The sequence below is a fragment of the Gordonia sihwensis genome (assembly GCF_029632925.1).
In the GTDB taxonomy this organism is placed as follows: Bacteria; Actinomycetota; Actinomycetes; order Mycobacteriales; family Mycobacteriaceae; genus Gordonia; species Gordonia sihwensis.
Map to the genome: position 1 here is coordinate 3,034,966 of NZ_CP121248.1, position 21,968 is coordinate 3,056,933.

26 protein-coding genes are annotated in these 21,968 nt (G+C 67.9%); 12 read left to right on the forward strand and 14 right to left on the reverse strand.

Annotated features, from left to right (window positions below):
• Positions 1 to 55 precede the first annotated feature (55 nt).
• Entirely contained in the window at positions 56 to 847 is a 792-nt protein-coding gene (locus P5P27_RS14600; RefSeq protein WP_039867080.1) for a ParA family protein, read from the reverse strand.
• 65 nt (positions 848 to 912) lie between these two features.
• Entirely contained in the window at positions 913 to 1,338 is a 426-nt protein-coding gene (locus P5P27_RS14605) for a hypothetical protein (RefSeq protein ID WP_278124662.1), read from the reverse strand.
• A 67-nt stretch (positions 1,339 to 1,405) separates the two neighbouring features.
• Between P5P27_RS14605 and P5P27_RS14610 the strand changes: the two genes are divergently transcribed.
• Together P5P27_RS14610 and P5P27_RS14615 are read left to right on the forward strand one after the other, a co-directional pair.
• Positions 1,406 to 2,353, forward strand: coding sequence for a diacylglycerol/lipid kinase family protein (locus P5P27_RS14610; RefSeq protein ID WP_278124664.1), 948 nt, complete (start codon positions 1,406 to 1,408; stop codon positions 2,351 to 2,353).
• A 252-nt stretch (positions 2,354 to 2,605) separates the two neighbouring features.
• Positions 2,606 to 2,860, forward strand: a complete 255-nt coding sequence (locus P5P27_RS14615; protein ID WP_006895533.1) for a WhiB family transcriptional regulator — start codon at positions 2,606 to 2,608, stop codon at positions 2,858 to 2,860.
• A 108-nt stretch (positions 2,861 to 2,968) separates the two neighbouring features.
• Here the strand turns inward: P5P27_RS14615 and P5P27_RS14620 are convergent, their stop codons facing one another.
• Both P5P27_RS14620 and P5P27_RS14625 read right to left on the reverse strand, forming a co-directional pair.
• Positions 2,969 to 4,510, reverse strand: a complete 1,542-nt coding sequence (locus P5P27_RS14620) for a sensor histidine kinase (RefSeq protein ID WP_006895534.1) — start codon at positions 4,508 to 4,510, stop codon at positions 2,969 to 2,971.
• Positions 4,511 to 4,554: 44 nt separating this feature from the next.
• A complete protein-coding gene (locus P5P27_RS14625) occupies positions 4,555 to 4,776 on the reverse strand; it encodes a biotin/lipoyl-binding carrier protein (protein ID WP_006895535.1) in 222 nt (73 codons plus the stop codon).
• Between the two features lie 123 nt (positions 4,777 to 4,899).
• Here P5P27_RS14625 and P5P27_RS20820 point away from each other — a divergent pair, with 123 nt between their 5' ends.
• Complete coding sequence (locus P5P27_RS20820) at positions 4,900 to 4,974, forward strand: 50S ribosomal protein bL37 (protein WP_371865352.1); 75 nt, start codon at positions 4,900 to 4,902, stop codon at positions 4,972 to 4,974.
• Between the two features lie 77 nt (positions 4,975 to 5,051).
• On the opposite strand, the gene rsrA is transcribed toward P5P27_RS20820, so the two are convergent.
• Both rsrA and P5P27_RS14635 read right to left on the reverse strand, forming a co-directional pair.
• Positions 5,052 to 5,348: a mycothiol system anti-sigma-R factor gene (gene rsrA / locus P5P27_RS14630; protein WP_045537950.1), complete on the reverse strand. Its 297-nt coding sequence runs from the start codon at positions 5,346 to 5,348 to the stop codon at positions 5,052 to 5,054.
• Positions 5,345 to 6,118 carry a sigma-70 family RNA polymerase sigma factor gene (locus P5P27_RS14635; protein WP_411815630.1) on the reverse strand — a complete coding sequence of 258 codons (774 nt, stop codon included), beginning with the start codon at positions 6,116 to 6,118 and terminating at the stop codon, positions 5,345 to 5,347. Before P5P27_RS14635 ends, rsrA begins: the two co-directional genes overlap by 4 nt.
• A 55-nt stretch (positions 6,119 to 6,173) precedes the next feature.
• Here P5P27_RS14635 and P5P27_RS14640 point away from each other — a divergent pair, with 55 nt between their 5' ends.
• Both P5P27_RS14640 and P5P27_RS14645 read left to right on the forward strand, forming a co-directional pair.
• The gene (locus P5P27_RS14640; protein WP_006895538.1) at positions 6,174 to 6,920 is read left to right on the forward strand and encodes an SOS response-associated peptidase; all 747 of its coding nucleotides are present in this window, start codon (positions 6,174 to 6,176) and stop codon (positions 6,918 to 6,920) included.
• A gap of 9 nt (positions 6,921 to 6,929) precedes the next feature.
• Positions 6,930 to 7,304, forward strand: coding sequence for a DUF5313 family protein (locus P5P27_RS14645; RefSeq protein WP_006895539.1), 375 nt, complete (start codon positions 6,930 to 6,932; stop codon positions 7,302 to 7,304).
• On the opposite strand, the gene P5P27_RS14650 is transcribed toward P5P27_RS14645, so the two are convergent.
• A complete protein-coding gene (locus P5P27_RS14650; RefSeq protein WP_006895540.1) occupies positions 7,246 to 7,548 on the reverse strand; it encodes a hypothetical protein in 303 nt (100 codons plus the stop codon). The two genes, P5P27_RS14645 and P5P27_RS14650, sit on opposite strands and share 59 nt — an antisense overlap.
• Positions 7,549 to 7,953: 405 nt before the next feature.
• Positions 7,954 to 9,444, reverse strand: a complete 1,491-nt coding sequence (locus P5P27_RS14655; RefSeq protein WP_278124671.1) for a flavin-containing monooxygenase — start codon at positions 9,442 to 9,444, stop codon at positions 7,954 to 7,956.
• 238 nt (positions 9,445 to 9,682) lie between these two features.
• Here P5P27_RS14655 and P5P27_RS14660 point away from each other — a divergent pair, with 238 nt between their 5' ends.
• The gene (locus P5P27_RS14660) at positions 9,683 to 10,612 is read left to right on the forward strand and encodes a quinone oxidoreductase family protein (RefSeq protein WP_278124674.1); all 930 of its coding nucleotides are present in this window, start codon (positions 9,683 to 9,685) and stop codon (positions 10,610 to 10,612) included.
• 22 nt (positions 10,613 to 10,634) lie between these two features.
• On the opposite strand, the gene P5P27_RS14665 is transcribed toward P5P27_RS14660, so the two are convergent.
• Positions 10,635 to 10,823, reverse strand: a complete 189-nt coding sequence (locus P5P27_RS14665) for a hypothetical protein (RefSeq protein WP_039867048.1) — start codon at positions 10,821 to 10,823, stop codon at positions 10,635 to 10,637.
• 119 nt (positions 10,824 to 10,942) lie between these two features.
• On the opposite strand from P5P27_RS14665, the gene P5P27_RS14670 reads away from it, so the two are divergent.
• From P5P27_RS14670 to P5P27_RS14680, 3 genes are all read left to right on the forward strand, one after another.
• Positions 10,943 to 11,785, forward strand: coding sequence for an aldo/keto reductase (locus tag P5P27_RS14670; protein ID WP_278124677.1), 843 nt, complete (start codon positions 10,943 to 10,945; stop codon positions 11,783 to 11,785).
• A gap of 118 nt (positions 11,786 to 11,903) precedes the next feature.
• Positions 11,904 to 13,073, forward strand: coding sequence for an aminotransferase class I/II-fold pyridoxal phosphate-dependent enzyme (locus tag P5P27_RS14675; RefSeq protein ID WP_278124679.1), 1,170 nt, complete (start codon positions 11,904 to 11,906; stop codon positions 13,071 to 13,073).
• A gap of 35 nt (positions 13,074 to 13,108) precedes the next feature.
• A complete protein-coding gene (locus tag P5P27_RS14680) occupies positions 13,109 to 14,230 on the forward strand; it encodes a hypothetical protein (protein ID WP_278124681.1) in 1,122 nt (373 codons plus the stop codon).
• Here P5P27_RS14680 and P5P27_RS14685 read toward each other — a convergent pair.
• Positions 14,175 to 14,645: an NUDIX hydrolase gene (locus P5P27_RS14685; protein ID WP_278124683.1), complete on the reverse strand. Its 471-nt coding sequence runs from the start codon at positions 14,643 to 14,645 to the stop codon at positions 14,175 to 14,177. The two genes, P5P27_RS14680 and P5P27_RS14685, sit on opposite strands and share 56 nt — an antisense overlap.
• 35 nt (positions 14,646 to 14,680) lie before the next feature.
• On the opposite strand from P5P27_RS14685, the gene P5P27_RS14690 reads away from it, so the two are divergent.
• Genes P5P27_RS14690 through rsgA form a run of 3 tightly spaced genes read left to right on the forward strand, consistent with a single transcriptional unit; the run spans position 14,681 to position 17,424 of the window.
• The gene (locus P5P27_RS14690; protein WP_278124685.1) at positions 14,681 to 15,064 is read left to right on the forward strand and encodes a VOC family protein; all 384 of its coding nucleotides are present in this window, start codon (positions 14,681 to 14,683) and stop codon (positions 15,062 to 15,064) included.
• Positions 15,065 to 15,085: 21 nt separating this feature from the next.
• A complete protein-coding gene (aroA, locus tag P5P27_RS14695; RefSeq protein WP_278124687.1) occupies positions 15,086 to 16,369 on the forward strand; it encodes a 3-phosphoshikimate 1-carboxyvinyltransferase in 1,284 nt (427 codons plus the stop codon).
• A complete protein-coding gene (gene rsgA, locus P5P27_RS14700) occupies positions 16,366 to 17,424 on the forward strand; it encodes a ribosome small subunit-dependent GTPase A (protein WP_278124689.1) in 1,059 nt (352 codons plus the stop codon). Before aroA ends, rsgA begins: the two co-directional genes overlap by 4 nt.
• Positions 17,425 to 17,451: 27 nt before the next feature.
• Here rsgA and P5P27_RS14705 read toward each other — a convergent pair whose 3' ends face one another.
• The 4 genes from P5P27_RS14705 to P5P27_RS14720 all read right to left on the reverse strand — a co-directional run bounded on the left by P5P27_RS14705 (position 17,452) and on the right by P5P27_RS14720 (position 21,880).
• Positions 17,452 to 18,672, reverse strand: a complete 1,221-nt coding sequence (locus tag P5P27_RS14705) for a fatty acid desaturase family protein (RefSeq protein WP_006895550.1) — start codon at positions 18,670 to 18,672, stop codon at positions 17,452 to 17,454.
• Positions 18,673 to 18,680: 8 nt separating this feature from the next.
• Entirely contained in the window at positions 18,681 to 19,952 is a 1,272-nt protein-coding gene (locus P5P27_RS14710) for a fatty acid desaturase family protein (protein ID WP_006895551.1), read from the reverse strand.
• A gap of 103 nt (positions 19,953 to 20,055) precedes the next feature.
• The gene (locus P5P27_RS14715; RefSeq protein ID WP_278124693.1) at positions 20,056 to 21,171 is read right to left on the reverse strand and encodes a ferredoxin reductase; all 1,116 of its coding nucleotides are present in this window, start codon (positions 21,169 to 21,171) and stop codon (positions 20,056 to 20,058) included.
• Positions 21,172 to 21,286: 115 nt separating this feature from the next.
• The gene (locus P5P27_RS14720) at positions 21,287 to 21,880 is read right to left on the reverse strand and encodes a mycothiol transferase (protein WP_039867081.1); all 594 of its coding nucleotides are present in this window, start codon (positions 21,878 to 21,880) and stop codon (positions 21,287 to 21,289) included.
• Positions 21,881 to 21,968: the final 88 nt, after the last annotated feature.

Genomic DNA, 21,968 nt, shown 5'->3' on the forward strand with positions numbered 1-21,968 from the left:
ACTACCAAGGGGGTCTGACAGAACTCCCGGTCCGATCGTCCGACAGCGCGCCTCGCTAGATCTCCAACTCATACGTCCGGACGTCGGCACCATTCCACGACTGCCAAAGGTTGTCGGCGAGGTCGCGGTACGCGGTGGCGCCCTTGTTCTTCCGCCCGCGCATCACTGACGCACCGGAGGCCGAGGCCTCGGCGAAGCGGACCGTCCGCGGGATCGGCGGGTCCAGCACAGGCAGCGCATAGCGGTCCGAGACATCCGACAGCACGTCGCGACTGTGGGTGGTCCGGGCATCGAACAGGGTCGCGACCGCACCGAGCATCTTGAGGTCCGGATTGGTGATCTGCTGAACTTCAGTGACGGTACGCAGCAACTGTCCGACGCCGCGGTGCGCGAGCGTCTCACATTGCAGCGGGACCACCACCTCGTCGGCAGCGGTGAGTCCGTTGAGCGTCAGAACCCCCAGCGACGGCGGGCAGTCGATGAGCACCACGTCGTAATCCTGCGCCACCTCCGCCAAGGCCCGTTTCAGCGCGTATTCGCGGCCCGGCCGCATCAACAGCAGCGCTTCGGCACCGGCGAGGTCGATGGTGGCGGGCAACAAGGTCACATTGTCGTCGGTATCGAGCAGAACGTCGGCGATGTCCTCGGCGCCGATCAGCACGTCGTGCACCGACTTGGTCAGCTGATCCGGGTCGTGCCCCAGCGAGAAAGTGAGGCAGCCCTGGGGATCGAGATCGACGACGAGAACCGAGACGTCCTCGTCGGCCAGGGCGGCGCCGATCGACGCGGTGGTGGTGGTCTTCGCCACTCCACCTTTCTGATTCGCGATGGCAAGGGTGCGCGTCATGGCCACCACCATACGGTGGCGTCCCTCATACCACCGGGATCAGGCGTCCGGGTCACACGTCCGGCTCACGCGTCCGGCGGCAGATCGTCCGCATTCAGCCAGGTGAGCGACGCCGGCGCGAAGAGCAGCACGAGGACCGCCAGCGCGACGATCGCGACCGGCACCCCGATGAGGGGAAGTCCGCTGCCGGTGATGAGGGTGTAGGCCACCGGCAACAGCAGAATCTGCGCCATCAACGAGACCCCGCGACCCCAGCGCCGTCCGCGAGTCAGGGCGAGGCCTCCCGCGAAGACGCCGCCGCCGATCGCCGCGAACCACGCGGCGGTGCCGTACCCGCTGATCGCGGCCTCGTGGTGCCCTGCCATCTCGCGAATCACAAGGACCACCGCGACGATGAGACCCAGTGCACCCTGGACCGCCGTCACGTAGCCCGCCCAGCGGAGGGTGCTCGGGACGCCGGAAACTCGGCGGATGGGATCAGAACTGCTCACTACTCCAGGGTATGGCCGAGCACCCCCGACTCGTGAATCGGGCTCGTGCCCGATAGTGTGATGCCTCGTGCGCGTCATGCTCATCACCAATCCGTTCGCCACCTTCACGACTGCTGAGGGACGTGACGCGCTGGCCAACACTCTCGATTCCCGATATCACGTCGATGTGGAACACACCACACATCGCGGCCACGCCGGAGAACTCGGGGCGCGCGCGGCCGCCGAGGGCTACGACGCGGTGGTGGTGCACGGCGGCGACGGCTCGGTGAACGAGGCGGCCAACGGCATCCTCGGCTCCCCGGACTCCTTGCCCCGCCCTCCTTCGAGCCTGCCGGCTCTGGGCGTCGTTCCCGGAGGAAGCGCCAACGTCTTCGCGCGGGCCCTCGGGATCGACCGTGACCCCTTGACCGCGACCGCGCAACTCATGGCGATACTCGACCGCGGCGAACGCCGCTCGATCAGCCTCGGCCACACACTCAACCGCTGGTTCCTCTTCAACGCCGGTATGGGCATGGACGCGATCGTCGTCCGCCGGATGGAGGAACTGCGACACAAGGGCAAGAAGGCGACCGCGGGTCGCTACTTCCGGACCACGGTCAGTTCGTTCGTGAAACCCTCCATCACTCCCCCGACGTTCACCGTCGAAGTCCCCGGACGCCCCGCGATCGACGGCGTGCGGTTCGGCTTCGTCAGCAATACCGGCCCGTGGACCTACTTCGGCACTCGGGAGATCCGGACGAATCCACACACCGACTTCGACCACGGGCTCGGCATCTTCGCCGCCACGTCGGTCTCCGTGGCACGGAATGTGGTGCTCGGCGCTCGTCTCCTGGCCGGCACCGAACCCAGGGCTCACCATCTGTATCGCGACGACGATGTGGAATGGGTCCGATTCACTTCACCCGAGCCGGCCGACGTCCAGATGGACGGCGACTACCTGGGCGTTTACGACAAGATGGAGTTCGGCTACCGTCGCGCAGTACTGGATGTGGTGGCGGCGCAGAAGGCCGGTTAACCCCTGCGCTACTGGCCGGTAAGCACGTGTTGGGCCGCTTGCCAACCTGTTGTGATCTATCCGGCATTCGCCGCGCAGCTATAGCCAAGCGGCGATGCACAGTAGTACAACAGTTGTTGACGCAATCACCCACCCCCTGCCAAGCGACGTCCTGCGCCCCAAGCCAGGTGAATTCGGTATTGCAGCCCAAGTCGAATTTTGACGATCACGCATGCGTGCGCGACAACGCCGCAGGTTTAGAAGGAGTACGTAATGGACTGGCGCCACAAGGCTATTTGTCGTGACGAGGATCCGGAGCTGTTCTTTCCGGTCGGCACGTCGGGCCCGGCGATCGCCCAGGTTGCTGACGCGAAGCTGGTCTGCCAGCGCTGCCCGGTGACCGCTGAGTGCCTGGCATGGGCCCTTGAGACCGGTCAGGACGCCGGCGTCTGGGGCGGCATGAGCGAGGACGAGCGTCGCGCGCTCAAGCGCCGCAACGCGCGTACCCGCGCCCGCAGCGCCGTCTGACGCGACCCAGTTCACGAAGGGAGCCCCCGGTCCGAGACCGGGGGCTCCCTTCGTGCTTCGTTGCACGCGTCCATGTTCTCAGTGGAGGTCGGTCCTCAGTGGGGCTCCTCAGTGCAGGGGAATGTCGAGCCGCACCCGGGTACCGCCGGTCTCCGGCACCGGTGCGATCTCGATCTGCCCGCCGAGGTCGTTGGACACCAGAGTCCGGACGATCTGCAGTCCCAGCCGGTCCGAAGCCGCCAGATCGAACCCCTCCGGCAGACCGCACCCGTTGTCGGTGACCGTCACCTGCAGGTCGCGCACGTCGCGGATCGCGCCGACCACGATCTCCGCACCGTCCTGGCCCGGAGCGAAGCCGTGCTCGATCGAATTCTGGATCACCTCGGTGAGCACCATGACCAAGGGCATGGCCAGATCGGCGGGCAGGACTCCGAGTCGGTTCTCCCGCCGCACCGTCACGCGCGTACCGCCGTCGGGCAGCCACACGTCCACCAGCGACGACCCCAGTCGGTCGACCACGGTGTCGAGGTCCACCTCTTCGTCGACGCTGCCGGAGAGCATCTCGTGCACCAGCGCGATCGACGAGACGCGCCGTACCGCTTCTCCGAGGGCCGCGGTGGTCTCCGGGTTGCCCGAACGGCGCGCCTGCAGGCGCAGCAGCGCCGACACACTCTGCAAGTTGTTCTTGACGCGATGATGGATCTCGCGGATCGTCGCGTCCTTGCTGATGAGCGCGAGATCGCGCCTGCGCACTTCGGTCACGTCGCGGATCAGCAGGACCGCTCCCCGCGACTGCCCCGCCGATCGGAGCGGCACCGCCCGCAGCAGCACGGTGGCACGGCGCGCGTCGAGTTCCATCCGCAGCGCGATATCCGGTGAGGGCAGGCAGGCGCCGTCGGGGGTTCCGGCGGCCGCGGCGATCATCGCCTCGGCATCGGCAGACTCGAAGGGATCCGTCAGCAGGGCGGCGAGAACCTCAGCGATGCGCGAGCCGCCGAGGTCGGTGGTCCAGCCCATCCGGTGCACGGCCGACAGTGCATTGGGGCTGGCGTACGTGACCGAGCCGTCGACCTCGATGCGGATGAACCCGTCACCCGCCCGTGGCGTCGACAGTCCGAGCGTATTGGCCTCGTCGAGCGGAAAGGCACCCTCGACGACCATCCGGCAGAGCGCCTCGGCGGCGTCGCGGTACGCGGATTCGAGCGGTGACGGCGGACGCGGATCAGAGGCGTCGCCGGCGCGGCCGAGCACCGCGATCACCTCGCCGTCGAAACCGACGGGGATGGCGGTGCGTTCGATGAGCACGTTCCCGAAACGGGTGGCGATGCCCTCGCGCTCGATGACCCCCGACCGCAGCGCCGCGGCCATCAGCGGGTTGGCGCCCTGGGCACTCGCCGGCCGGTCCACCCGATGCCCCACCTCGTCCCGGGGGAACACCGTCGACGCCGTGTTCGGCCGCACCTGAGCCACATAGACCAGGCTCGGGGGCTCTCCGCCCGCACGACCGTCCTCATCGGGGACCGCGAGGAGGTAGTCGGCGAAGGAGAGGTCGGCCAGCAACTGCCATTCGGCCACCAGCCGCTGGAGGTGCTCGGCGGCCGCCGCGGAAAGCGTCGTGTGCTCGGCGAGGAGATCAGTGAGTGTCGCCATGGGCGCGGTTCAGAGCGAGTCGGTGCGGCGGCCCGTAACGGTGGTCAGTCCTTCTCGTAGGTGGCGATGATGTCGCCGGCCTGGATCACGTCGCCGACGTTGACCTTGACCTCGGAGAGCACGCCGGCGTCCTCGGCCAGCACCGGGATCTCCATCTTCATCGACTCGAGCAGCACGAGGGTGTCGCCCACGTCGACCCGCTGACCGGCTTGCGCCGAGACCTCGAGGACAGTCGCAACGATTTCATTGACCACGTCTTCCGCCATGGATGACATGGTAACCGAGCGGCCGTTCGGCGCGTTCGCTTGTCGTCGTGATTAACGTCCGCGCCCGGCGACGTGAAATAATCGTCGTCGCATACCGGCCCGCACGATCTAAGGAGGTCCGTCATGGGTAAGCGCGGACGTAAGAAGCGCAGTCGTAAGAAGAACGCAGCCAACCACGGCAAGCGTCCCAACGCCTGAGTCGTCGCACTCAGCGACGACGAAGCGGCCCGGCTCCCCGAGGGGATCCGGGCCGCTTCGTCTGTTCTGGCGCGGTGTCAGTCGGACTCGACGCGGTACGTCGTCTGCCGGATGCTCACCGATCGGCGGATCTCGACGCGGAGCCGTTCGCGCAGACCGTCCGGGGCGTGGTCCCCGCCGCACTTGCGGCTGATCAGCTCCTTCAGCTGCTGCTGCACCCCGTAGTGCTCGAGGCAGGACGGGCACGCGTTCACGTGGCCCTCCAGTCGCTCGCGCGCACCGGCGTCGCACTCGTTGTCGAGGAGAAGCCAGATGTCTGCCAGGACCGCGGAGCAGTCCAGGTTCTCGAATTCACTCTCGCCGGCGCCACTCATTTCGCCACCTCGCTGGTCCGTCCGAAACCACGCTCCCGAGCGACGTCGGCCAGCAGATCGCGCAACTGGCGGCGGCCGCGGTGCAGACGCGACATGACGGTGCCGATCGGGGTGTCCATGATCTCGGCGATCTCCTTGTACGGGAGCCCTTCGACGTCGGCGTAATACACGGCCATCCGGAAGTCCTCCGGCAGCTTGCTCAACGCCTCTTTGATCTCGTCGTCCGGCAACGCGTCGAGCGCCTCGATCTCCGCCGAACGCAGACCCGTGGACGTGTGCTCCGCGTTGGCCGCGAGCTGCCAGTCGGTGATCTCGTCGGTCGGATACTGCGCCGGCTGGCGCTGCTTCTTGCGGTAGGAGTTGATGTAGGTGTTCGTCAGGATCCGGTACAACCAGGCCTTGAGATTGGTGCCCTCGCGGAACGACGCGAACGCCGAGAACGCCTTGATGTAGGTCTCCTGCACCAGGTCTTCGGCGTCGGCCGGGTTGCGCGTCATGCGCAGCGCGGCACCGTACATCTGGTCGAGGAGGGGCAACGCGTCCCGCTCGAACCGCTCGGTGAGCTGCTCGGGCGTCTCGGCCGGTGCTGGACTGTCAGATGACACGAACTTCCCTTCGCCGGAAATGTGCTCCACCAAGTCTAGCGATCCACGCGCCGCGCGGGCGCCCTCCGGCCGTCCACGCACGGTCGCACCACGGTCCAGGGTTGCTGCAGCCACGCCTGCGCCACCTCCTTCAGTCCGTCCACCCGAGTCGGGTCGTTCGCTCATCGACTCGGTCAACAACCCGTCCGCGCAGTTTGTTCCGGCGTGCCAGCATTGAAGGATGTGCGGACGCTATGCAGTGACCACCGACCCGGCCAGACTCGCCGCCGAGATCGACGCGGTGAACGAGGTGCCTGCGGACACGGTACGGGAGTCGTACAACGTCGCGCCGACCACGACGGTGATGACGGTGGTGCAACGCCACGAGCACGGTCGGCCCGACGACATCCCCGCGCGGCGCGTGCGGGCGATGCGGTGGGGCCTGGTGCCGTCGTGGACGAAGGAACTGGGCAAGGGGCCGCTGCTGTTCAACGCACGCGCCGAGACCCTCGCCGACAAACCGGCCTTCCGCGGGTCGCTGGGAGGCAAGCGGTGCCTGGTGCCGATGGACGGCTGGTACGAGTGGAAGCCCGGTCCGCCGGGAGCGAACGGCAAACCGACCAAGGTCCCGTTCTACATGACGCCCGCCGACGGCACCCGCCTGTTCATGGGCGGTCTGTGGGCGGCGTGGCGGCCGGCGCAGGCCCGCGCCGCCGGCGACGATTCGCAGTGGATCTCGAGTACGACGATCATCACCACCGACTCGGTGGGGCCGTTGCGCGAAGTCCATGACCGAATGCCGCTGATCATGCCGGTGGAGTTCTGGGACGCCTGGCTCGATCCCGATCACCGCGCGGATCCCGATCTGTTGGCGCCGCCGGCCGCCGAGTTGGCCGAGGCGATCGAGATCCGCGAGGTGTCGAGCCTGGTGAACCGTGTCGCAAACGACGGTCCCGAACTTCTCGAACCCGTCGGAACCGTGGGATAGTCGGTGGCCATGAGCCCTGAACGTCCCGGATTCCTGCAGAAGATCGGCTATCTGCTGGGCCGACCGCTGCCCCGATCGATGCGGGACTGGATCGTCGAGGACCTCACCGGTCCGGGACATATCCGTCGCTACGTGATCCGCGGGCTGCTGCCGGTGATCCCCCTGTTCGTCGCCTTCATGTTCATTCCGGGGATGCTGTGGGTGAAGCTGGGAATGGTGGTTCTGCTACTGATCCCGTTCCTGTACTTCCAGGTGGCGCTCAGCCGCGTCTACCGCCGACATCTGCTGGTCAACAACGGCCTCGACCCGGCGCTGCTCGACAAGGTCAGGATCCAGCGCGCCGATTCGATTCACGACGAGTACCGCGAGCGGTACGGGCGCTGAGCGGTAGTCGGGCAGCCGCCGCGGCGAGGATGCGCGCGAGGTAGCCGGGACGACTCCACATCGGCCAGTGTCCGGTCGGCAGGTCGACGAAGTCGACGTTCTCGAGGTTCAACACCTCGGCGAACATCGGGTGACCCGCTTCGGCCGACTCCATGATCCGCGCTGCCGGAATCGAGCAGCACACCAGAGTGGCCGGGACCGCCAGACGCGCGTCGTCGGTGAGTTCCACGCGCCCGCGCAGCACCGGACCGGGGCTCCGGCACTGCCCTGACTCGAAAACGGTCGAGAGCGTCGGGGCTCAGGCCCTCGAGATTGGCCTGCTGCCCGAGCACGTCGAAGGGCGGCAGGGGGAGCTCGTCCGAGTCGTCGGACGCATCCGGTGCGAAGACGCTGCCGGAGGCGACCGGCCCACTGTCGACCCACACCACCCGGCCGATGAGTCCGGGATGGCGATCGAGCACAAGGCTCACCGGAGAATTGGCTCCGCTGTGCGCCACGACGACCACCGGCTGTGTCTCGGAGGCCTCAGCCCGGGTCATGGCCTGCTCGATCGCCGCCACTTGGTCATCGAGCGTTCTGGACGCCCTATGATCGCCGGGTCAGGTCTGACGGACGTAGGCGATACCCCTCCCCCACCGGTGCCGCGAGATCACGAGTACACGTAATCACTGACCGGGAAGTTGGCCTGCTCGTACAGCGTCGTCAGGGTCGCGTTGGGCCGCAGGAGCGTCGCCTCACCGTGCTGGTTGAAGTAGTAGCTGCGCGACGTGGAGCAATCACCGGCGTAGAACACCGACGATGCGAGGTTTCGGGTCGCGCGGTCGAGGAACTCGGCATTGGCCCGCTCCGTGACCTCGAAGCGAGTCGCACCGCGGCGGCGCATCTCCCCGAACAGCCTCGCGATGTGCTTCATCTGGCCTTCGATGGTGGTGAAGTACGACAATCCGCTGTACGAGTACGGGCTGTTCAGCGTCAGGAAGTTCGGGCACTTCGGAACACTGATCCCCTCGTACGCCTGAAACCTGCCCTCGCGCCACCACTTCCCGAGATCGCGGCCGTCACGGCCGACGATCGTGAACGCGGGAAAGTTCACATCCCACAGGTTGAACCCAGTCGCCAGGACCAGGGTGTCGACGTCGACCCGCCGTCCGTCGGCCAGGACGATTCCGCCGGGCACGACGGAATCGATCGTGGCCGTCTCGAGATGGACGGTCGGCTGGTTGAACACGCGGAAGTACGTGTTGGAGAACGTCGGCCGCTTGCAACCGAAGTCGTAATGCGGCGTCAACGCTCTCCTGATCGCCTCGTCGCGCACCTGCAGCCGCATGTGGGTCTTCGCGAGCAGCGCCGCGAGCCGATTGCCCGGCTTGGCCTGCCGGTAGTGCAGCACCCCGAATACCATCAACGCCTCGAGCAGCGAGGTGTTGACCGCGCGGGCCGCCTTCTGCGCCAACGGGATCCGGGCGAAGAGATGCTGCACGGGACGCGGGATCGGAAAGTCGATCTTCGGCACCACCCAGATGGGCGTCCGTTGGAAAACAGTGAGTTCGCGCGCCGTGCGGGCGATCTCGGGAATCAACTGCACCGCGGTGGCACCGGTCCCGATCACCGCGGCGCGCTTGCCGCCGAAGTCGTATCCGTCGGGCCACGCCGTGGTGTGAATGATGTCGCCCGCGAAGGTGTCGATCCCCGGGAAGTCGGGGGTGTGCGGCTGCGAGAGGAACCCGGTCGCGGTCACCAGGTACCGGGCCGTGCGGACTGTACCGTCGGCGGTGCGCACGGCCCAGCACTCCTTCGCCTCGTCCCAGTCGGCGCGCTCGACGACCGCCCCGAACTCCATATGGCGCCGGAGGTCGTACTTGTCGGCGACGTGTTCGGCGTACCTCTTGAGTTCGGCTCCGGGCGCGAACAGCCGCGACCAGTAGGGGTTGGGTTCGAAGGAGTACGAGTAGGTGACCGATGCGATGTCGACGGCCAGTCCCGGATAGTGGTTCACGTGCCAGGTGCCGCCGAGGTCGTCCTCCCGTTCGAGAATCGCGATGTCGTCGACGCCGAGCCGTTTGAACTCGATTCCCGCGCCCATGCCGCCGAAGCCCGCTCCGACGATCACCACCTCGTGGTCGACCCGTCGCTGACTCATCACCGTCTCCGATCCACGAACCTCTTTAGTGTGACGTGCAGTACACGTTAACTCGCGAGGCCGCCGATGAACAGGTTCCGCGATCGCCGCGAGCATCGTTTGCGGGCCGGGGCACGGTTGGCATGATGGGTTCGAGGGCCCGCATGCACGAGCCCTTCGCCCACCAAGCGCGCGAAGGGCGGGCCGGCCGCACGATCAGGGCCGAATCCGATTGACACACAAGAGAGTTGGAGCAGACATGGCCAAGAAGATCATTGCCACCGGTTACGGCGACCCGGCCGACGTCCTCGCGGTGACCGACGTCGACGTCCCCTCCCCCGGCCCCGCCGACGTGGTCGTCGCCGTGCGCGCCGCCGGTCTCAACCCGTACGACGTGAAGCTCGTGCGCGGCCTCATGGGCACCAAACCCGAGAAGCTCCCGCTGTCGCTCGGCGCCGAGGTCGCGGGCGTCGTCCATGCCGCGGGCGCGGAGTCCGGATACCGAGCCGGCGACGAGGTGGTCGTCTACCCGGCGGCGGCCGCACTCGCCGAGTACGTCCTCGCCGACGCCGATCGCGTCCACCGCAAGCCGGCCGATCTGGGCTTCGCCGAGGCGTCGTCGTTGCTCCTGGCCGGCGTCACCGCGGTCGACACGCTCGCCACCCTCGGTGTCACCGGAGACGACGTCCTGTTGGTTCACGGTGGCGCCGGTGCGGTCGGGTCGATCGTCGTGAGCGAGGCGGTGGCCGCCGGAGCCACGGTCATCGCCACGGCCTCCGACCGCAACCACGATCATCTGCGCGAGTCGGGCGCGGTCCCGGTGGCGTACGGAGAGGGACTGGCCGAGGCCATCACCGAGGCTCGGGACGGCAAGCGCGTCACCGGGGTGATCGACACCGTCGGCACCGACGAGGCGATCGACGTCTCCCTCGACCTCGTCGCGCCGCACCGGATCGTGAGCGTGGCCGCGTGGGGCAGAGTCGACGACGGCATCGTCGTCGTCGACGGAAGCAGCGAGCAGAGTCGCCACCATCGCCGTGCGGCAGTCGAGCCGCTCCTCGAGGACGCCGCTTCCGGACGGATCACTGTCGAGATCGCCCGCACCTTCGGGTTCGACGATGCGGCCGAGGCCTTCGACGAACTGCTCGGTGCGCACCCTCGCGGGAAGTACGTCTTCGAGCCGAAGTAGCGGGCGTTCGTACGGGGCGGCGTCAGGACTTGCGGCCGCCGAAGAAGAGCGCTCCCGCGCCGACGATCGCCAGCCCGATGAGGACCACCCAGAACGCGGCCTTCAGCAGCGGGCCGATGATCGACAGGGCGATCAGCACGGCGATGACGATCAGCACGATCTTCCAGACCGACGTGCTGTTGGACTTCCGGGGTTCCAGGTTTGTACTCATGACTCCACGGTGGTCGCTCCCGGCCGATATGTCACCCCTCGACCGCCGATACCAGGGAAAGTTCAGGGTCCTCCCGGACCGGTGGAATACCGAGAGGGCCCGCGGGCGTTGGTCGTTGAATGGCAGAGAACACGATTCCGGAGATCACCCTCAACAACGACGTCCGCATTCCGCAACTCGGGTTCGGCGTCTTCCAGATCGCACCCGCCGACACCAAGGAGGCCGTCCTGACGGCCCTGGAAGCCGGTTATCGCCACATCGACACCGCCCAGATGTACGGCAACGAGCGCGAGGTGGGCGAGGCCGTCCGAGAGTCCGGGCTCGACCGCGGCGAGATCTTCGTGACCAGCAAGCTCAACAACAACGCGCATGATCCGGAGGCGGCTCGCGACGCCACCGCGCACAGCATCGACGCACTGGGCATCGGCCCGATGGATCTGTATCTGGTCCACTGGCCGATGCCCGCGGTCGGCGACTTCACCGATACCTGGCGTGCCATGGAGCGCTTCTACGAGGACGGACAGACGCGTGCGATCGGCGTCTCGAACTTCCAGATCGGACACCTCGAGCGACTGCTCGCCGAGACCGAGGTGGTGCCCGCGGTGAATCAGATCGAGGTCCACCCGTACCTCTCTCAGACCGAACTGCGCGAGTACAACGCGTCCAAGGGCATCGAGACCGAAGCGTGGTCGCCCATCGCCCAGGGCGACGTTCTCGACGACCCGGAGTTGAAGGCGATTGCGACGCAGACGGGCCGGACGGTCGCGCAGGTGGTGCTGCGGTGGCATGTCCAGCTCGGCAACATCGTCTTTCCGAAGTCGACCACCCCGTCACGGATCGTCGAGAACCGCGACATCTTCGACTTCGAACTGACCGACGAGCAGATGTCCCGCATCGATTCGCTCAACGCCGACCGTCGCCGCGGCCCGAACCCGGACGAGTTCAACTGGATTCCCGAGTGAGCGCCGCACCCCGATAGCCCGAGGATCGATCCGGACTCCCCGCGCACCGGCGCGCGCACGACGCCGACCGGTGCGCGGGGATTCTGGTGTGCCGACCGCGCCGCATAGCATCGACGGTATGAAGTTCTCCCGCCGCGCCGAAGCCGTCACCCCGTTCTACGCGATGGAATTCGGCAAGCACGCCGCGGCGCTCGAGGCACAGGGGCATCACGTCGTGAAGCTCAATCTCGGTGAACCCGATTTCGGAGCGCCTCCGGCGTTTCTGCGTGAGGTCCGGCGCATCAGCGACGGGCGGCCCCTCCCCTACACCGGTGCTCTCGGCCTCGACGACCTGCGGCGGGCGATCGCCGGATTCACCACCGAGCACTTCGGTGCACGAGTGGCGCCGGAACGCGTCGTGGTCACCACCGGTGCCTCGGCGGCGCTGCTCCTGTCCTGCGCGGCCCTGATCGATCCCGGTGACGAGGTGCTGGTGGCCGACCCCTCGTACCCGTGCAACCGGCGGTTCGCCGAGAGCTTCGGCGGCCGAGTGCGGTTGCTGGAGACCTCGCCGGCGACGCGTTTCCAGCTCGACGCGCAAACGGTGGCAGACCGATGGCGCCCCGAGACGCACGGGGTGATGGTGGCGACTCCGTCGAATCCCACCGGTACGTCACTGCCGCACACCGAGCTGGTCGAGTTGTGCGGAACGGTCTCCGAACGCGGAGGGTGGCGCATCGTCGACGAGATCTACCTCGGCCTGGCCGATGACGGGCCGGACGGGCCGCCCCGCAGTGTCGCGGCCGACGACCCGGGCGCCATCGTGATCAACAGCTTCTCGAAGTACTTCGGTATGACGGGCTGGCGGCTCGGATGGGCCATCGTGCCGGAGGCGATGATCCCCGTCGCCGAGCGGCTCGCCCAGAACTACTACATCTGCCCGCCGACACCGTCTCAAGTCGCCGCGCTCACGTGCTTCGAGCCCGAGACCCTCGCAGTGGCCGAGGACCGTCGCGCTCAGTTCCGGGCACGTCGCCGACTGGTTCTCGACGGGCTGGAGCGCATCGGTCTCGATGTGCCGGTCCGGCCCGACGGCGCCTTCTACGTCTACCTCGACGTGTCGGGCACCGGGCTCACGTCCAGCGAGTTCTGCGAGACCGCCCTCGCGCAGGCCCACGTGGCGCTGACCCCCGGCAAGGACTTCGGCGACGCCGGAGCGGAGCGCTTCGTCCGGCTCAGCTACGCGGCGTCCGAAGAGGATCTCGCCCTGGCGATCGACCGACTGGGCGACCTGATGAACCGGATCTGATCGCGGCGTTCTGCCCGACAGGCTAAGAATGTCGCATGCGCCTTCGACGACGGTCCCTGTTCGCCGCGGTCGCGATCGCGACGGTCTCGGGCGTAGCCTCGTGCACCGCGGCACCGCCCGACATGGGCGAACTCCCGCCGACCGCGATCGCGGCGATCTCCGTCGGTCAGGTGGTTCTGCCGAACCCGACCTCGGCCGCGAATGTGATCGTCGCGTTCGACGCGAAAGGCGACGAGGTCGGCCGGATCACCGGCGGCAGCGAGTACGACTCGACCGTGGCGCGGCTCGGCGACGGGATCTTCGGCATCGCCGGAAGCGGTGCCGTGGTGCTGCGGCCCGGGGAGAAGACCGTGACCGGCCCCGGAGGCCGCCGACGCATCGTCGGCTCCGCAACCGACCCCGACACCGGGCACGCCGTCATGTGGAACACCTTCGACACCACCCGGTACGTGCTCGTCGATCCCCACCGCAAGCCGTTCGGATCCGAGATCCCGGGCCGGCTCGCCATGGTCGCGCACTGTGAACACGGCTGGTACGCGGCCACCACCGAGACCGGACGCCCCTCGTCACGCGTCCAGCTCCGGCGCCTCGGCGAACCTGGCGCGAGCGTCGCGGTCGACCTGCCTGCGGATGTCTTCACCCGACTGCCGGCGGTCTGCGCCCCGAACGGTCGCGACCTCATCACGCTGCTGAAACCGATCGACGACGACACCGGCCCGCTACTGGTGTCCATCGATCCCGAAACCGGGCGAACGGTGTCTCGCGAATTGGCCGGGCCGGATCATCCGTTGCGCGGCCATGTTCAGGCCTTCACCCGTCTCGACCACGATGTGTACCTCATCGGCTCGGACAACGGGGTGTACCGGTCACCGGTGTCCGGAGAACCCGCGGCGCCGGACAAGGTCTGGCAACTCCCCGGCGCCCACTCGACGACCAGGATGTTCGTGAGCGGAGCCAAGGTGCTCGTGGTATCCGGGCGAGACGAACCCGCCTACGGCGAGTACGACCTGCGGACCGGACGCCAGATCCGCGCACCGATTCGGCTCCCGTGGCTGCCGGGTCTCACCGACGGCGGGATCGACGTCACCGGCGCCGCGGACGTCATACGCTCAGCGCCTCGGCCAACCGCTCCACGAACACCGCCTGGGCGGCGTTGAGCTTGACCCGCGCCGCGTCGGCCCCGAACCACTCCCCACGGTCGATCTCAGGGAACTCCTGCACCCGGCCCGACTTGGGCGGCCACACCGTCTCGAAGGTGTTGCTCACGATGGCGCCGGCGTCGAGATCGCCCTCGAGTGCGAAGCCGACGACGCGTTTGCCGCTGCGCAGTCGGGTCTCGCCGAGGTCGATTGCCGGGCCGTCGGGCGCAGGCCGACCGGTCTCTTCGGCGAACTCGCGGCGGGCGGCCGCGAGCGGCTCCTCGCCCTCGTCGATCAGCCCCTTCGGGATCGACCACGCACCGTCGTCCCTGCGTGCGAAGAACGGGCCGCCCGGATGCACCAGCAGCACCTCGAATCCCGCCGGCCGACGGCGGTAGAGCAGGATTCCGGCGCTGAACTGGGCCTTGGGCATGCGACCAGGGTAGGCTCCACGACTACGGTGGAGCCATGGAGATCCTTTCGAGCCGGACCCTGCTGATCTCACCCGACCCCGAGGCGCTGACCGCCTTCTACCGCGACCGGCTGGGACTGGCGGTGGCCCGCGAGTACCCGGGCGGCACCGTCTTCCACGCGGGCACGGGTCTGATCGAGATTCCCGCGCACATGGCCGCCACCGCCGCCGGCGAGACCGGTGACGTGCTGTGGCTGCAAGTCCGCGACATCGCCGCCACCCGGGAGGCCCTCGCCGCCGAACAGGTCCCGATCGTCGCCGAACCGGAGACCAAACCGTGGGGCCTGATCGAGATGACCGTGGCCGATCCCGATGGGCGCCGCCTGATCGTGGTCGAGATCCCCGCGGACCATCCGCTGCGCCGGGACGTGCGCGGTTGACGACGTGAGAGACTGAAACCCATGAGCAATTGGGTCGCGCCCTTCCTTGACCGCCCCGTCGACTCCGTGGTCGACCTCCCCGGCTCCAAGTCCATCACCAATCGCGCACTCATCCTGGCCGCGCTCGCCACCGGCCCGTCCCGCATCACCGGCACCCTGCGATCCCGCGACACCGACCTCATGCTCGATGGACTCGCCGCCATCGGGGTCGGCGTCGACTGCCACCCGGACGACCCGACCACCGTCGACATCACTCCGCGTCCCCTGCATGCCGGCTCCATCGACTGCGGCCTGGCCGGGACCGTGATGCGCTTCCTGCCCGCGGTGGCGGCGCTCGCGACCGGCGACGTGACCTTCGACGGCGACGAACAGGCGCGCAGCCGACCGCTCGGCACCGTCCTCGACGCGCTCCGTGCGCTCGGCGCCGAGATCGACGGCGACGGGCTGCCGTTCACCGTTCACGGCCGGGGCGGGGTGCCGGGCGGACCGGTCACCATCGACGCATCGGCCTCGTCCCAGTTCGTCTCCGGTCTTCTGCTGTCGGCCGCCCGTTTCGAATCCGGCATCTCGATCACTCACTCCGGGGCACCGGTGCCGTCCATGCCGCACATCGACATGACCGTGGAAATGCTCGAAAAGGCCGGCGTCCGAGTGGAGTTCGATGCGACGACCACCCGCTGGCAGGTGGCGCCGACGGCCGTCACAGCCGTCGACTGGACAGTGGAGCCGGACCTGTCGAACGCTGCCGCCTTCCTCGCGGCCGCACCGGCCACCGGCGGGCGGGTCAGCGTGCCGCGCTGGCCCGCCACCACCACCCAGCCGGGGTCCGCGATCGTCGGCATTCTGGAACGGATGGGCGCTTCGGTCGTCCACGCGCCCGACGGCCTCCTCACGGTCCGCGGCAACGGCCGCCCGAGGGCGATCGAGGTGGATCTGCACGAGGTGGGCGAGTTGACTCCGACGGTCGCCGCCCTGTGCGCGCTCGCCGACGGCACCTCCGTACTGCGCGGCATCGCCCACCTCCGAGGCCACGAGACCGATCGGCTCTCCGCGTTGAGCACCGAGATCAACCGCATCGGCGGGCAGTGCCGGGAGACCGACGACGGCCTCGTCATCACCGGGCGCGAGGCAGCCGACCTGGAACCCGCACTCTGGCACAGTTACGCCGACCACCGCATGGCCACGGCGGGCGCCCTCATCGGCCTCCGCGTCGACGGTCTCACCGTCGAGAACGTCGAGACCACCGCGAAGACCCTGCCCGATTTCGTGAAGATGTGGGAGGCGATGGCGGGGACCGCATCGTGAGCACCCGGGCGGGAACGGTTCGCGGCCGCACCTACGACGAGTCCGACGTACGGATCCGGCCCGGCAAGGGCAGTCGGCCGCGCACCAAGAACCGTCCGGCGCACGACGACGCCGAGACGGCCATGGTGGTCTCGGTGGATCGCGGCCGCTGGGGTTGCGTTCTGGACGGCGATCCCTCCCGCCCGCTCGTCACCATGCGCGCCCGCGAACTCGGCCGGACGCCGATCGTGGTCGGCGACCGCGTGGGTGTCGTCGGCGACCTCTCCGGCCGCCCCGACACGCTCGCCCGCATCGTCCGGGTCGACGACCGCAGCACGGTGCTCCGCCGCACCGCGGACGACAACGATCCGTACGAGCGGATCGTGGTCGCCAACGCCGACCGATTGCTGATCGTCACCGCGCTGGCCGACCCGCCGCCCCGGACCGGTTTCGTCGAACGCGCCCTGGCCGCGGCGTACGCCGGCGGACTGTCGCCGATCCTGTGTCTGACCAAGTCAGATCTCGCCGGGCCAGAGGAGTTCGCCGCACACTTCGCCGACCTCGAACTGCCGGTGGTGACGGCGGGTCGCGACGACGACCTCGGTCCGCTGTGGGACACCCTCGACGGTCACCTCACCGCCCTCATCGGACACTCCGGCGTCGGCAAGTCGACTCTCGTCAACCGGCTCGTCCCCGATGCGGACCGGGCCACCGGCGAAGTGTCCGGCGTCGGCAAGGGCCGTCACACGTCGACACAATCGGTGGCACTGCCGCTGCCCGGAGAATCCCCCGGGGCGCCGCCGCGCGGCTGGGTGGTCGACACCCCGGGCATCCGCTCGTTCGGCCTCGCGCACGTGACGCCGGATCAGATCGTCGACGCTTTCGACGATCTGCGCGACGCGATCGACGACTGCCCGCGCGGCTGCACCCACCTCGGCCCGCCGGCCGATCCCGAATGTGCGCTCGACGCACTCACCGGCAGCTCCCATCGGCGGGCGATGGCCGTGCGGGAACTGCTCAGGTCCGCGACGTCCACCGCTGCGGACGAGACACCGGTTCAGCAGCCGGAGGGCTGACCGCGGACGGCGGCCAGCCGTGCGGCATCAGCGGCGCCGTTCGGTGCGCCGGCGGCTCCGTCGCCTGGCGCGCACTTGCGCCAGCGCGGTCTTGAGCCCGCCGCCGAGCTTCGGCAGTCCGTCGAACCGGCGCTCAGAGGCGGTCTCCGGCGCGTCGTCGCTGGTCGCGATGAGGAAGCGATCCGGCAGCGCGAGTTTGTTGATGGTCCGCAGCGTACGGAGGTACTGCATGGTGAGCGAACCGGTGTTGTACGGCAGGTCGTACTTCTCGCACAGTTCGCGCACCCGCACCGAGATCTCGGCCATCCGGTTGCTCGGCAGATCGGGGTACAGATGATGCTCGATCTGGTAGCAGAGGTTGCCGCTGAGGAAGGCCAGCGCGGGCCCGGCCTCGAAGTTGGCCGTACCCAGCATCTGGCGCAGGTACCACTGGCCGGACGTCTCGTCCTCGAGTGTCTCGACGGTGAACTTCTCCGCACCGTCCGGGAAGTGCCCGCAGAAGATGACCACGTAGGCCCAGAGATTCCGGATGAGATTGGCCGTCAGATTCGCTGTCAGCGTGCGCGTGAAGTTGGGGCCCGACAGCGCCGGGAACAGGACGTAGTCCTTGCCGATCTGCCGGACGATCTTGCGCGCGAACAATTCGATCTCCGGACGCGCCTGCTCCATCGGTTTGCGGCCGGCGATGACCTCTTTGAGGTCGAGGTCGTGCAGGCCGATGCCCCACTCGAAGGTGGCGGCGAGCATGAGATTGAACAGCGGCTGGAACGCGCGGCGGGGTTCCCACGGCTCGTCGCGCGTCACCCGGAGGATCTTGTAACCCACATCGTGATCCATGCCGATCACGTTGGTGTACTTGTGATGGATGTAGTTGTGGGAGTGCTTCCAGTGAGGTGAGGCGCAGACCATGTCCCACTCCCACGTCGTGGAGTGCACCTCGGGATCGTTCATCCAGTCCCACTGGCCGTGCATCACATTGTGGCCGAGTTCCATGTTCTCGATGATCTTGGCGACCGACAGTGCGCCGGTGCCGAGCAGCCACAGCGACCGGCGGTGGCTGCCGAGCAGTGCGAGCCGGCCCAGGACCTCGAGTCCGCGCTGGGCGTAGATGGTCCGCCGCAGGTAGCGGCGGTCCTGCTCGCCCAGACTCGACTCGATCTCGCGGCGCAGCATATCGAGTTCCGCACCCAGTGCCTCGACATCGGCGTCCGTCAGGTGCGCGTACTCATTGATATCTGAAATCGCCATCGATCACATTATGCCCGCGCGGGTGCGCGGCGGCTCCTCCGGCGCTCATTCAGGCTCACGATCGCAGTCTTGAGGCCCCGGCGACGTCCGGTCGCGGGATCGACCGTCGACACCAGACGCACCTGTTCGGACTCCTTGAACCGCCTCTCCGAGGCGGTCTCCGGAGCGTCGTCCACCGTGCCCGAGAGGTACTTGTTCGGCAACGACAGCTTGGCGATGGTGCGCCACGACTTCGCGTACTGCACGGGGAACGAACCCGTCGTGTACGGCAGGTCGTACTCCGCGCACAGCGCCTGCACCCGCACCGCGATCTCCGCGAGCCGATTGCTGGGCAGATCGGGGAAGATGTGGTGCTCGATCTGGTACGAGAGGTTCCCGCTCATGAAGGCCAGGACCGGGCCCGACCGGAAGTTGGCGCTTCCGAGCATCTGGCGCAGGTACCACTCACCGCGAGTCTCGCTGTCGACGTCCTGCTTGGTGAACTTCTCCGCACCGTCCGGGAAGTGCCCGCAGAAGATGACCGCGTTCGACCACACATTGCGGATCACGTTGGCCATCACATTCGCGGTGAAGGCCTTGCGGGCCCCGGAGCGCGAGCGGGTGACGGCCCCGACGAGCGCCGGGTACACCACGTAGTCCTTACCCGCCTGGCGCCCGATCTTGACGCCCACGTCGCGCAGGTCCTTCCGGAACTGGTCCTTCTCCTCCTGCGTCCGGCGCTTGCGTCCCAACTCGAGATGTTGCGCGGCGACACCGTACTGGAAAGCGAGCGCCAGGACCGTGTTGTAGGCGATGTTGCCGAGGTTGAACGGCCGCCAGCGCTGGTCGCGCGTCACGCGGAGCAGGCCGTAGCCCACATCGTCGTCCATGCCGAGCACGTTGGTGTACTTGTGATGGATGAAGTTGTGCGTGTGCTTCCAGTGAGCACTGGGTCCGGTGTTGTCCCATTCCCACGAAGTGGAATGCACCTCGGGATCGTTCATCCAATCCCACTGCCCGTGCATCACGTTGTGCCCGAGCTCCATGTTCTCGACGATCTTCGCGACTCCGAGAGCCGACGCCCCGGCCCACCACAGAGCCCGATTGCGCGCACCGAAGGTCAGCGCGCGACCGGCGGCCTCGAGCGTCCGCTGGAATGCGATCGTGTTGCGGATGTACCGCGCGTCGCGTTCACCGCGATCGGCTTCGATGTCCGCGCGGATCTGGTCGAGCTTCGCACCCAGTTCTTCGACGTCCGCGTCGGTCAGATGGGCGTATTCGGGGATGTCGGAGATCGCCATGCCACTCCTCGTTGCCTACGGCTTCGTAACTTACGTAAGCGTAGGTTACGGTTCCGTAGGCTGTCCACCCCGCGACGACGTGGTCCACGTCATAGGCACCGATTCACACGTCGAGCGTGCAGTCTCCCGCCGCGGCGCTCACGCAGGTCTGGATGCGCTCACCCTCCACGTGCTCCACGCCCGTCCGCAGATCACGCACGCACCCCTTGTCGAGCATCACGACGCAGCTCTGGCAGATCCCCATGCGGCAGCCGAAGGGCATCAGCACGCCCGCCTGTTCGCCGGCCTCGAGAAGCGTCGTGGCACCGTCGACCTCGATCTGCCGATCCGGCGTGCCGAACGTGACGACGCCGCCCTCGGCACCGTGAGCACCGCGTTCCAGCGCGAACCGCTCGATGTGCAGATTCTCCTGAATACCCGCTTCGTCGAACTGTTCGCTGAGCATGTCCAGGAACCCGCCCGGACCACAGGCCCAGGTGGCGCGCTCGGCCCAATCCGGACACAGCGCTCGCAGCTGCGCCGGCGTCACCTTGCCGTCGGTGCGGGTGAACTGCAGGTGCAGGTCGATCAGGCCCTCGTCGGCCATCCGCCGGAGTTCGTCGCCGAAGAGCAGATCGTCCTCCGTGGGAACCGAGTGGATCAGCCGGACGTCGGCGCGCTGAGCGCGTCGGCGCATCGTGCGCAGCATCGAGATGATGGGCGTCAGACCGCTGCCCGCGGTCGCGAACAGGATCTTCTCCGGCAGCGGGTCGGGCAGGACGAATTCACCGGCGGGCGCCGCCAGGCGCACCACGGTGCCGGGTGCCAGCCCCTTCACCAGATGCGACGAGAGGAATCCCTCCGGCATCGCCTTCACCGCGATCGATACCGTCCGCTGCGCGCGCGACGACTCCGGCTCGGAGGTCAGTGAGTAGGAACGCCACGTCCAGCGTCCGTCGACCAGGACGCCGATGCCGATGTACTGGCCCGGGTGGTAGTCGAACGAGAAGCCCCAGCCCGGCCGGATGACGATGGTCGCGCTGTCCGCGGTCTCCTCGGTCACCGAGACCACCTTGCCGCGCAATTCCCGCGCCGACCACAGCGGATTGGCCAGGTGCAGGTAGTCGTCCGGCAACAGCGGGGTGGTCACGCGAGCGAAGGCCGCTCGAAGCAGCCGGGCACGCTTGTGCCTGGCCGCCACGTCGGCCGCCGGTGCCTCGAATCGTTCACGCCACGCCATCGCGCGCCTCCTCCGCCCGGTTCCGGGCCGCCCCGGAACACCTAACTTACGATTCCGTAGGTTAGCGTTTCGGGGCGCCGAGGGCGAATGGAGCGCACGTCAGTCGCGTCGCGGATCAGGCCAGCAGCGTCCCCGGGGCCGGTGTGTACGGCGTGAAGAACTGATTGGCCGGCGCACCGGCCAGCGTCATCTCCAGCGCGGCCACCGACATTCCGTCGATCTGCTCGCGGATGATGTCGGCGTGCCCGGCATGCCGGGCGTACTCCTCCACCTGGTGGCACATGTAGTACCGATTCTTCATCGGCCGCGACTCGTAGACACCCGCCCACGGCGCGGGCGGCGCCATCGCCTCCCCGTCGGGATCGCTGCTCCGCATCGCTTCGAGGAACTCGGCGCGCGCGGCGTCGAACCGCTCGATGATCCCGGCCGCAGTCTCGTCGTCGGTGAGCGCGAAGCTCCCCATGTACTCGGCCAACGCCGCCTCGTCGAGCACCAGTTCGCCGGCGGTGCCGTTCAACTGCGCTGCGGCCCCGCGTAGACCGCGTTCGATGTGTTTGATGAGTCCGCCGATCGAGAGCACGCTGCGACACGGCGTCTGTCGGGCCTGAGCCTCCGTGAGTCCGAACGCCGCGGCCCGCAGCGCTCCGAGCTGTTGATCGGCGTAGTTGATGAGGCCGGTGAGTTCGTCGTCTCGGGCCGGTGCGTACATGGTGTCCTCCTGGGGTCGGTGTTCCTCGCCCATTCAGACTCACAAGCATTCCGGACAGTTCTCGTCCGGTACTGAAAAGTTCTCTGGA

Coding starts and splice junctions, on each gene's coding strand:
- P5P27_RS14600 (WP_039867080.1), bottom strand. CDS start 847: ATGACGCGCACCCTTGCCATCGCGAATCAGAAAGGTGGAGTGGCGAAG.
- aroA (WP_278124687.1), top strand. CDS start 15,086: ATGAGCAATTGGGTCGCGCCCTTCCTTGACCGCCCCGTCGACTCCGTG.
- P5P27_RS14625 (WP_006895535.1), bottom strand. CDS start 4,776: ATGGCGGAAGACGTGGTCAATGAAATCGTTGCGACTGTCCTCGAGGTC.
- P5P27_RS14615 (WP_006895533.1), top strand. CDS start 2,606: ATGGACTGGCGCCACAAGGCTATTTGTCGTGACGAGGATCCGGAGCTG.
- P5P27_RS14715 (WP_278124693.1), bottom strand. CDS start 21,171: ATGGCGTGGCGTGAACGATTCGAGGCACCGGCGGCCGACGTGGCGGCC.
- P5P27_RS14685 (WP_278124683.1), bottom strand. CDS start 14,645: ATGCCCAAGGCCCAGTTCAGCGCCGGAATCCTGCTCTACCGCCGTCGG.
- P5P27_RS14720 (WP_039867081.1), bottom strand. CDS start 21,880: ATGTACGCACCGGCCCGAGACGACGAACTCACCGGCCTCATCAACTAC.
- rsrA (WP_045537950.1), bottom strand. CDS start 5,348: ATGAGTGGCGCCGGCGAGAGTGAATTCGAGAACCTGGACTGCTCCGCG.
- P5P27_RS14670 (WP_278124677.1), top strand. CDS start 10,943: ATGGCAGAGAACACGATTCCGGAGATCACCCTCAACAACGACGTCCGC.
- P5P27_RS14690 (WP_278124685.1), top strand. CDS start 14,681: ATGGAGATCCTTTCGAGCCGGACCCTGCTGATCTCACCCGACCCCGAG.
- P5P27_RS14680 (WP_278124681.1), top strand. CDS start 13,109: ATGCGCCTTCGACGACGGTCCCTGTTCGCCGCGGTCGCGATCGCGACG.
- P5P27_RS14655 (WP_278124671.1), bottom strand. CDS start 9,444: ATGAGTCAGCGACGGGTCGACCACGAGGTGGTGATCGTCGGAGCGGGC.
- P5P27_RS14645 (WP_006895539.1), top strand. CDS start 6,930: ATGAGCCCTGAACGTCCCGGATTCCTGCAGAAGATCGGCTATCTGCTG.
- P5P27_RS14710 (WP_006895551.1), bottom strand. CDS start 19,952: ATGGCGATCTCCGACATCCCCGAATACGCCCATCTGACCGACGCGGAC.
- P5P27_RS14665 (WP_039867048.1), bottom strand. CDS start 10,823: ATGAGTACAAACCTGGAACCCCGGAAGTCCAACAGCACGTCGGTCTGG.
- P5P27_RS14675 (WP_278124679.1), top strand. CDS start 11,904: ATGAAGTTCTCCCGCCGCGCCGAAGCCGTCACCCCGTTCTACGCGATG.
- P5P27_RS14640 (WP_006895538.1), top strand. CDS start 6,174: ATGTGCGGACGCTATGCAGTGACCACCGACCCGGCCAGACTCGCCGCC.
- P5P27_RS14635 (WP_411815630.1), bottom strand. CDS start 6,118: ATGAGCGAACGACCCGACTCGGGTGGACGGACTGAAGGAGGTGGCGCA.
- P5P27_RS14660 (WP_278124674.1), top strand. CDS start 9,683: ATGGCCAAGAAGATCATTGCCACCGGTTACGGCGACCCGGCCGACGTC.
- P5P27_RS14705 (WP_006895550.1), bottom strand. CDS start 18,672: ATGGCGATTTCAGATATCAATGAGTACGCGCACCTGACGGACGCCGAT.
- P5P27_RS14620 (WP_006895534.1), bottom strand. CDS start 4,510: ATGGCGACACTCACTGATCTCCTCGCCGAGCACACGACGCTTTCCGCG.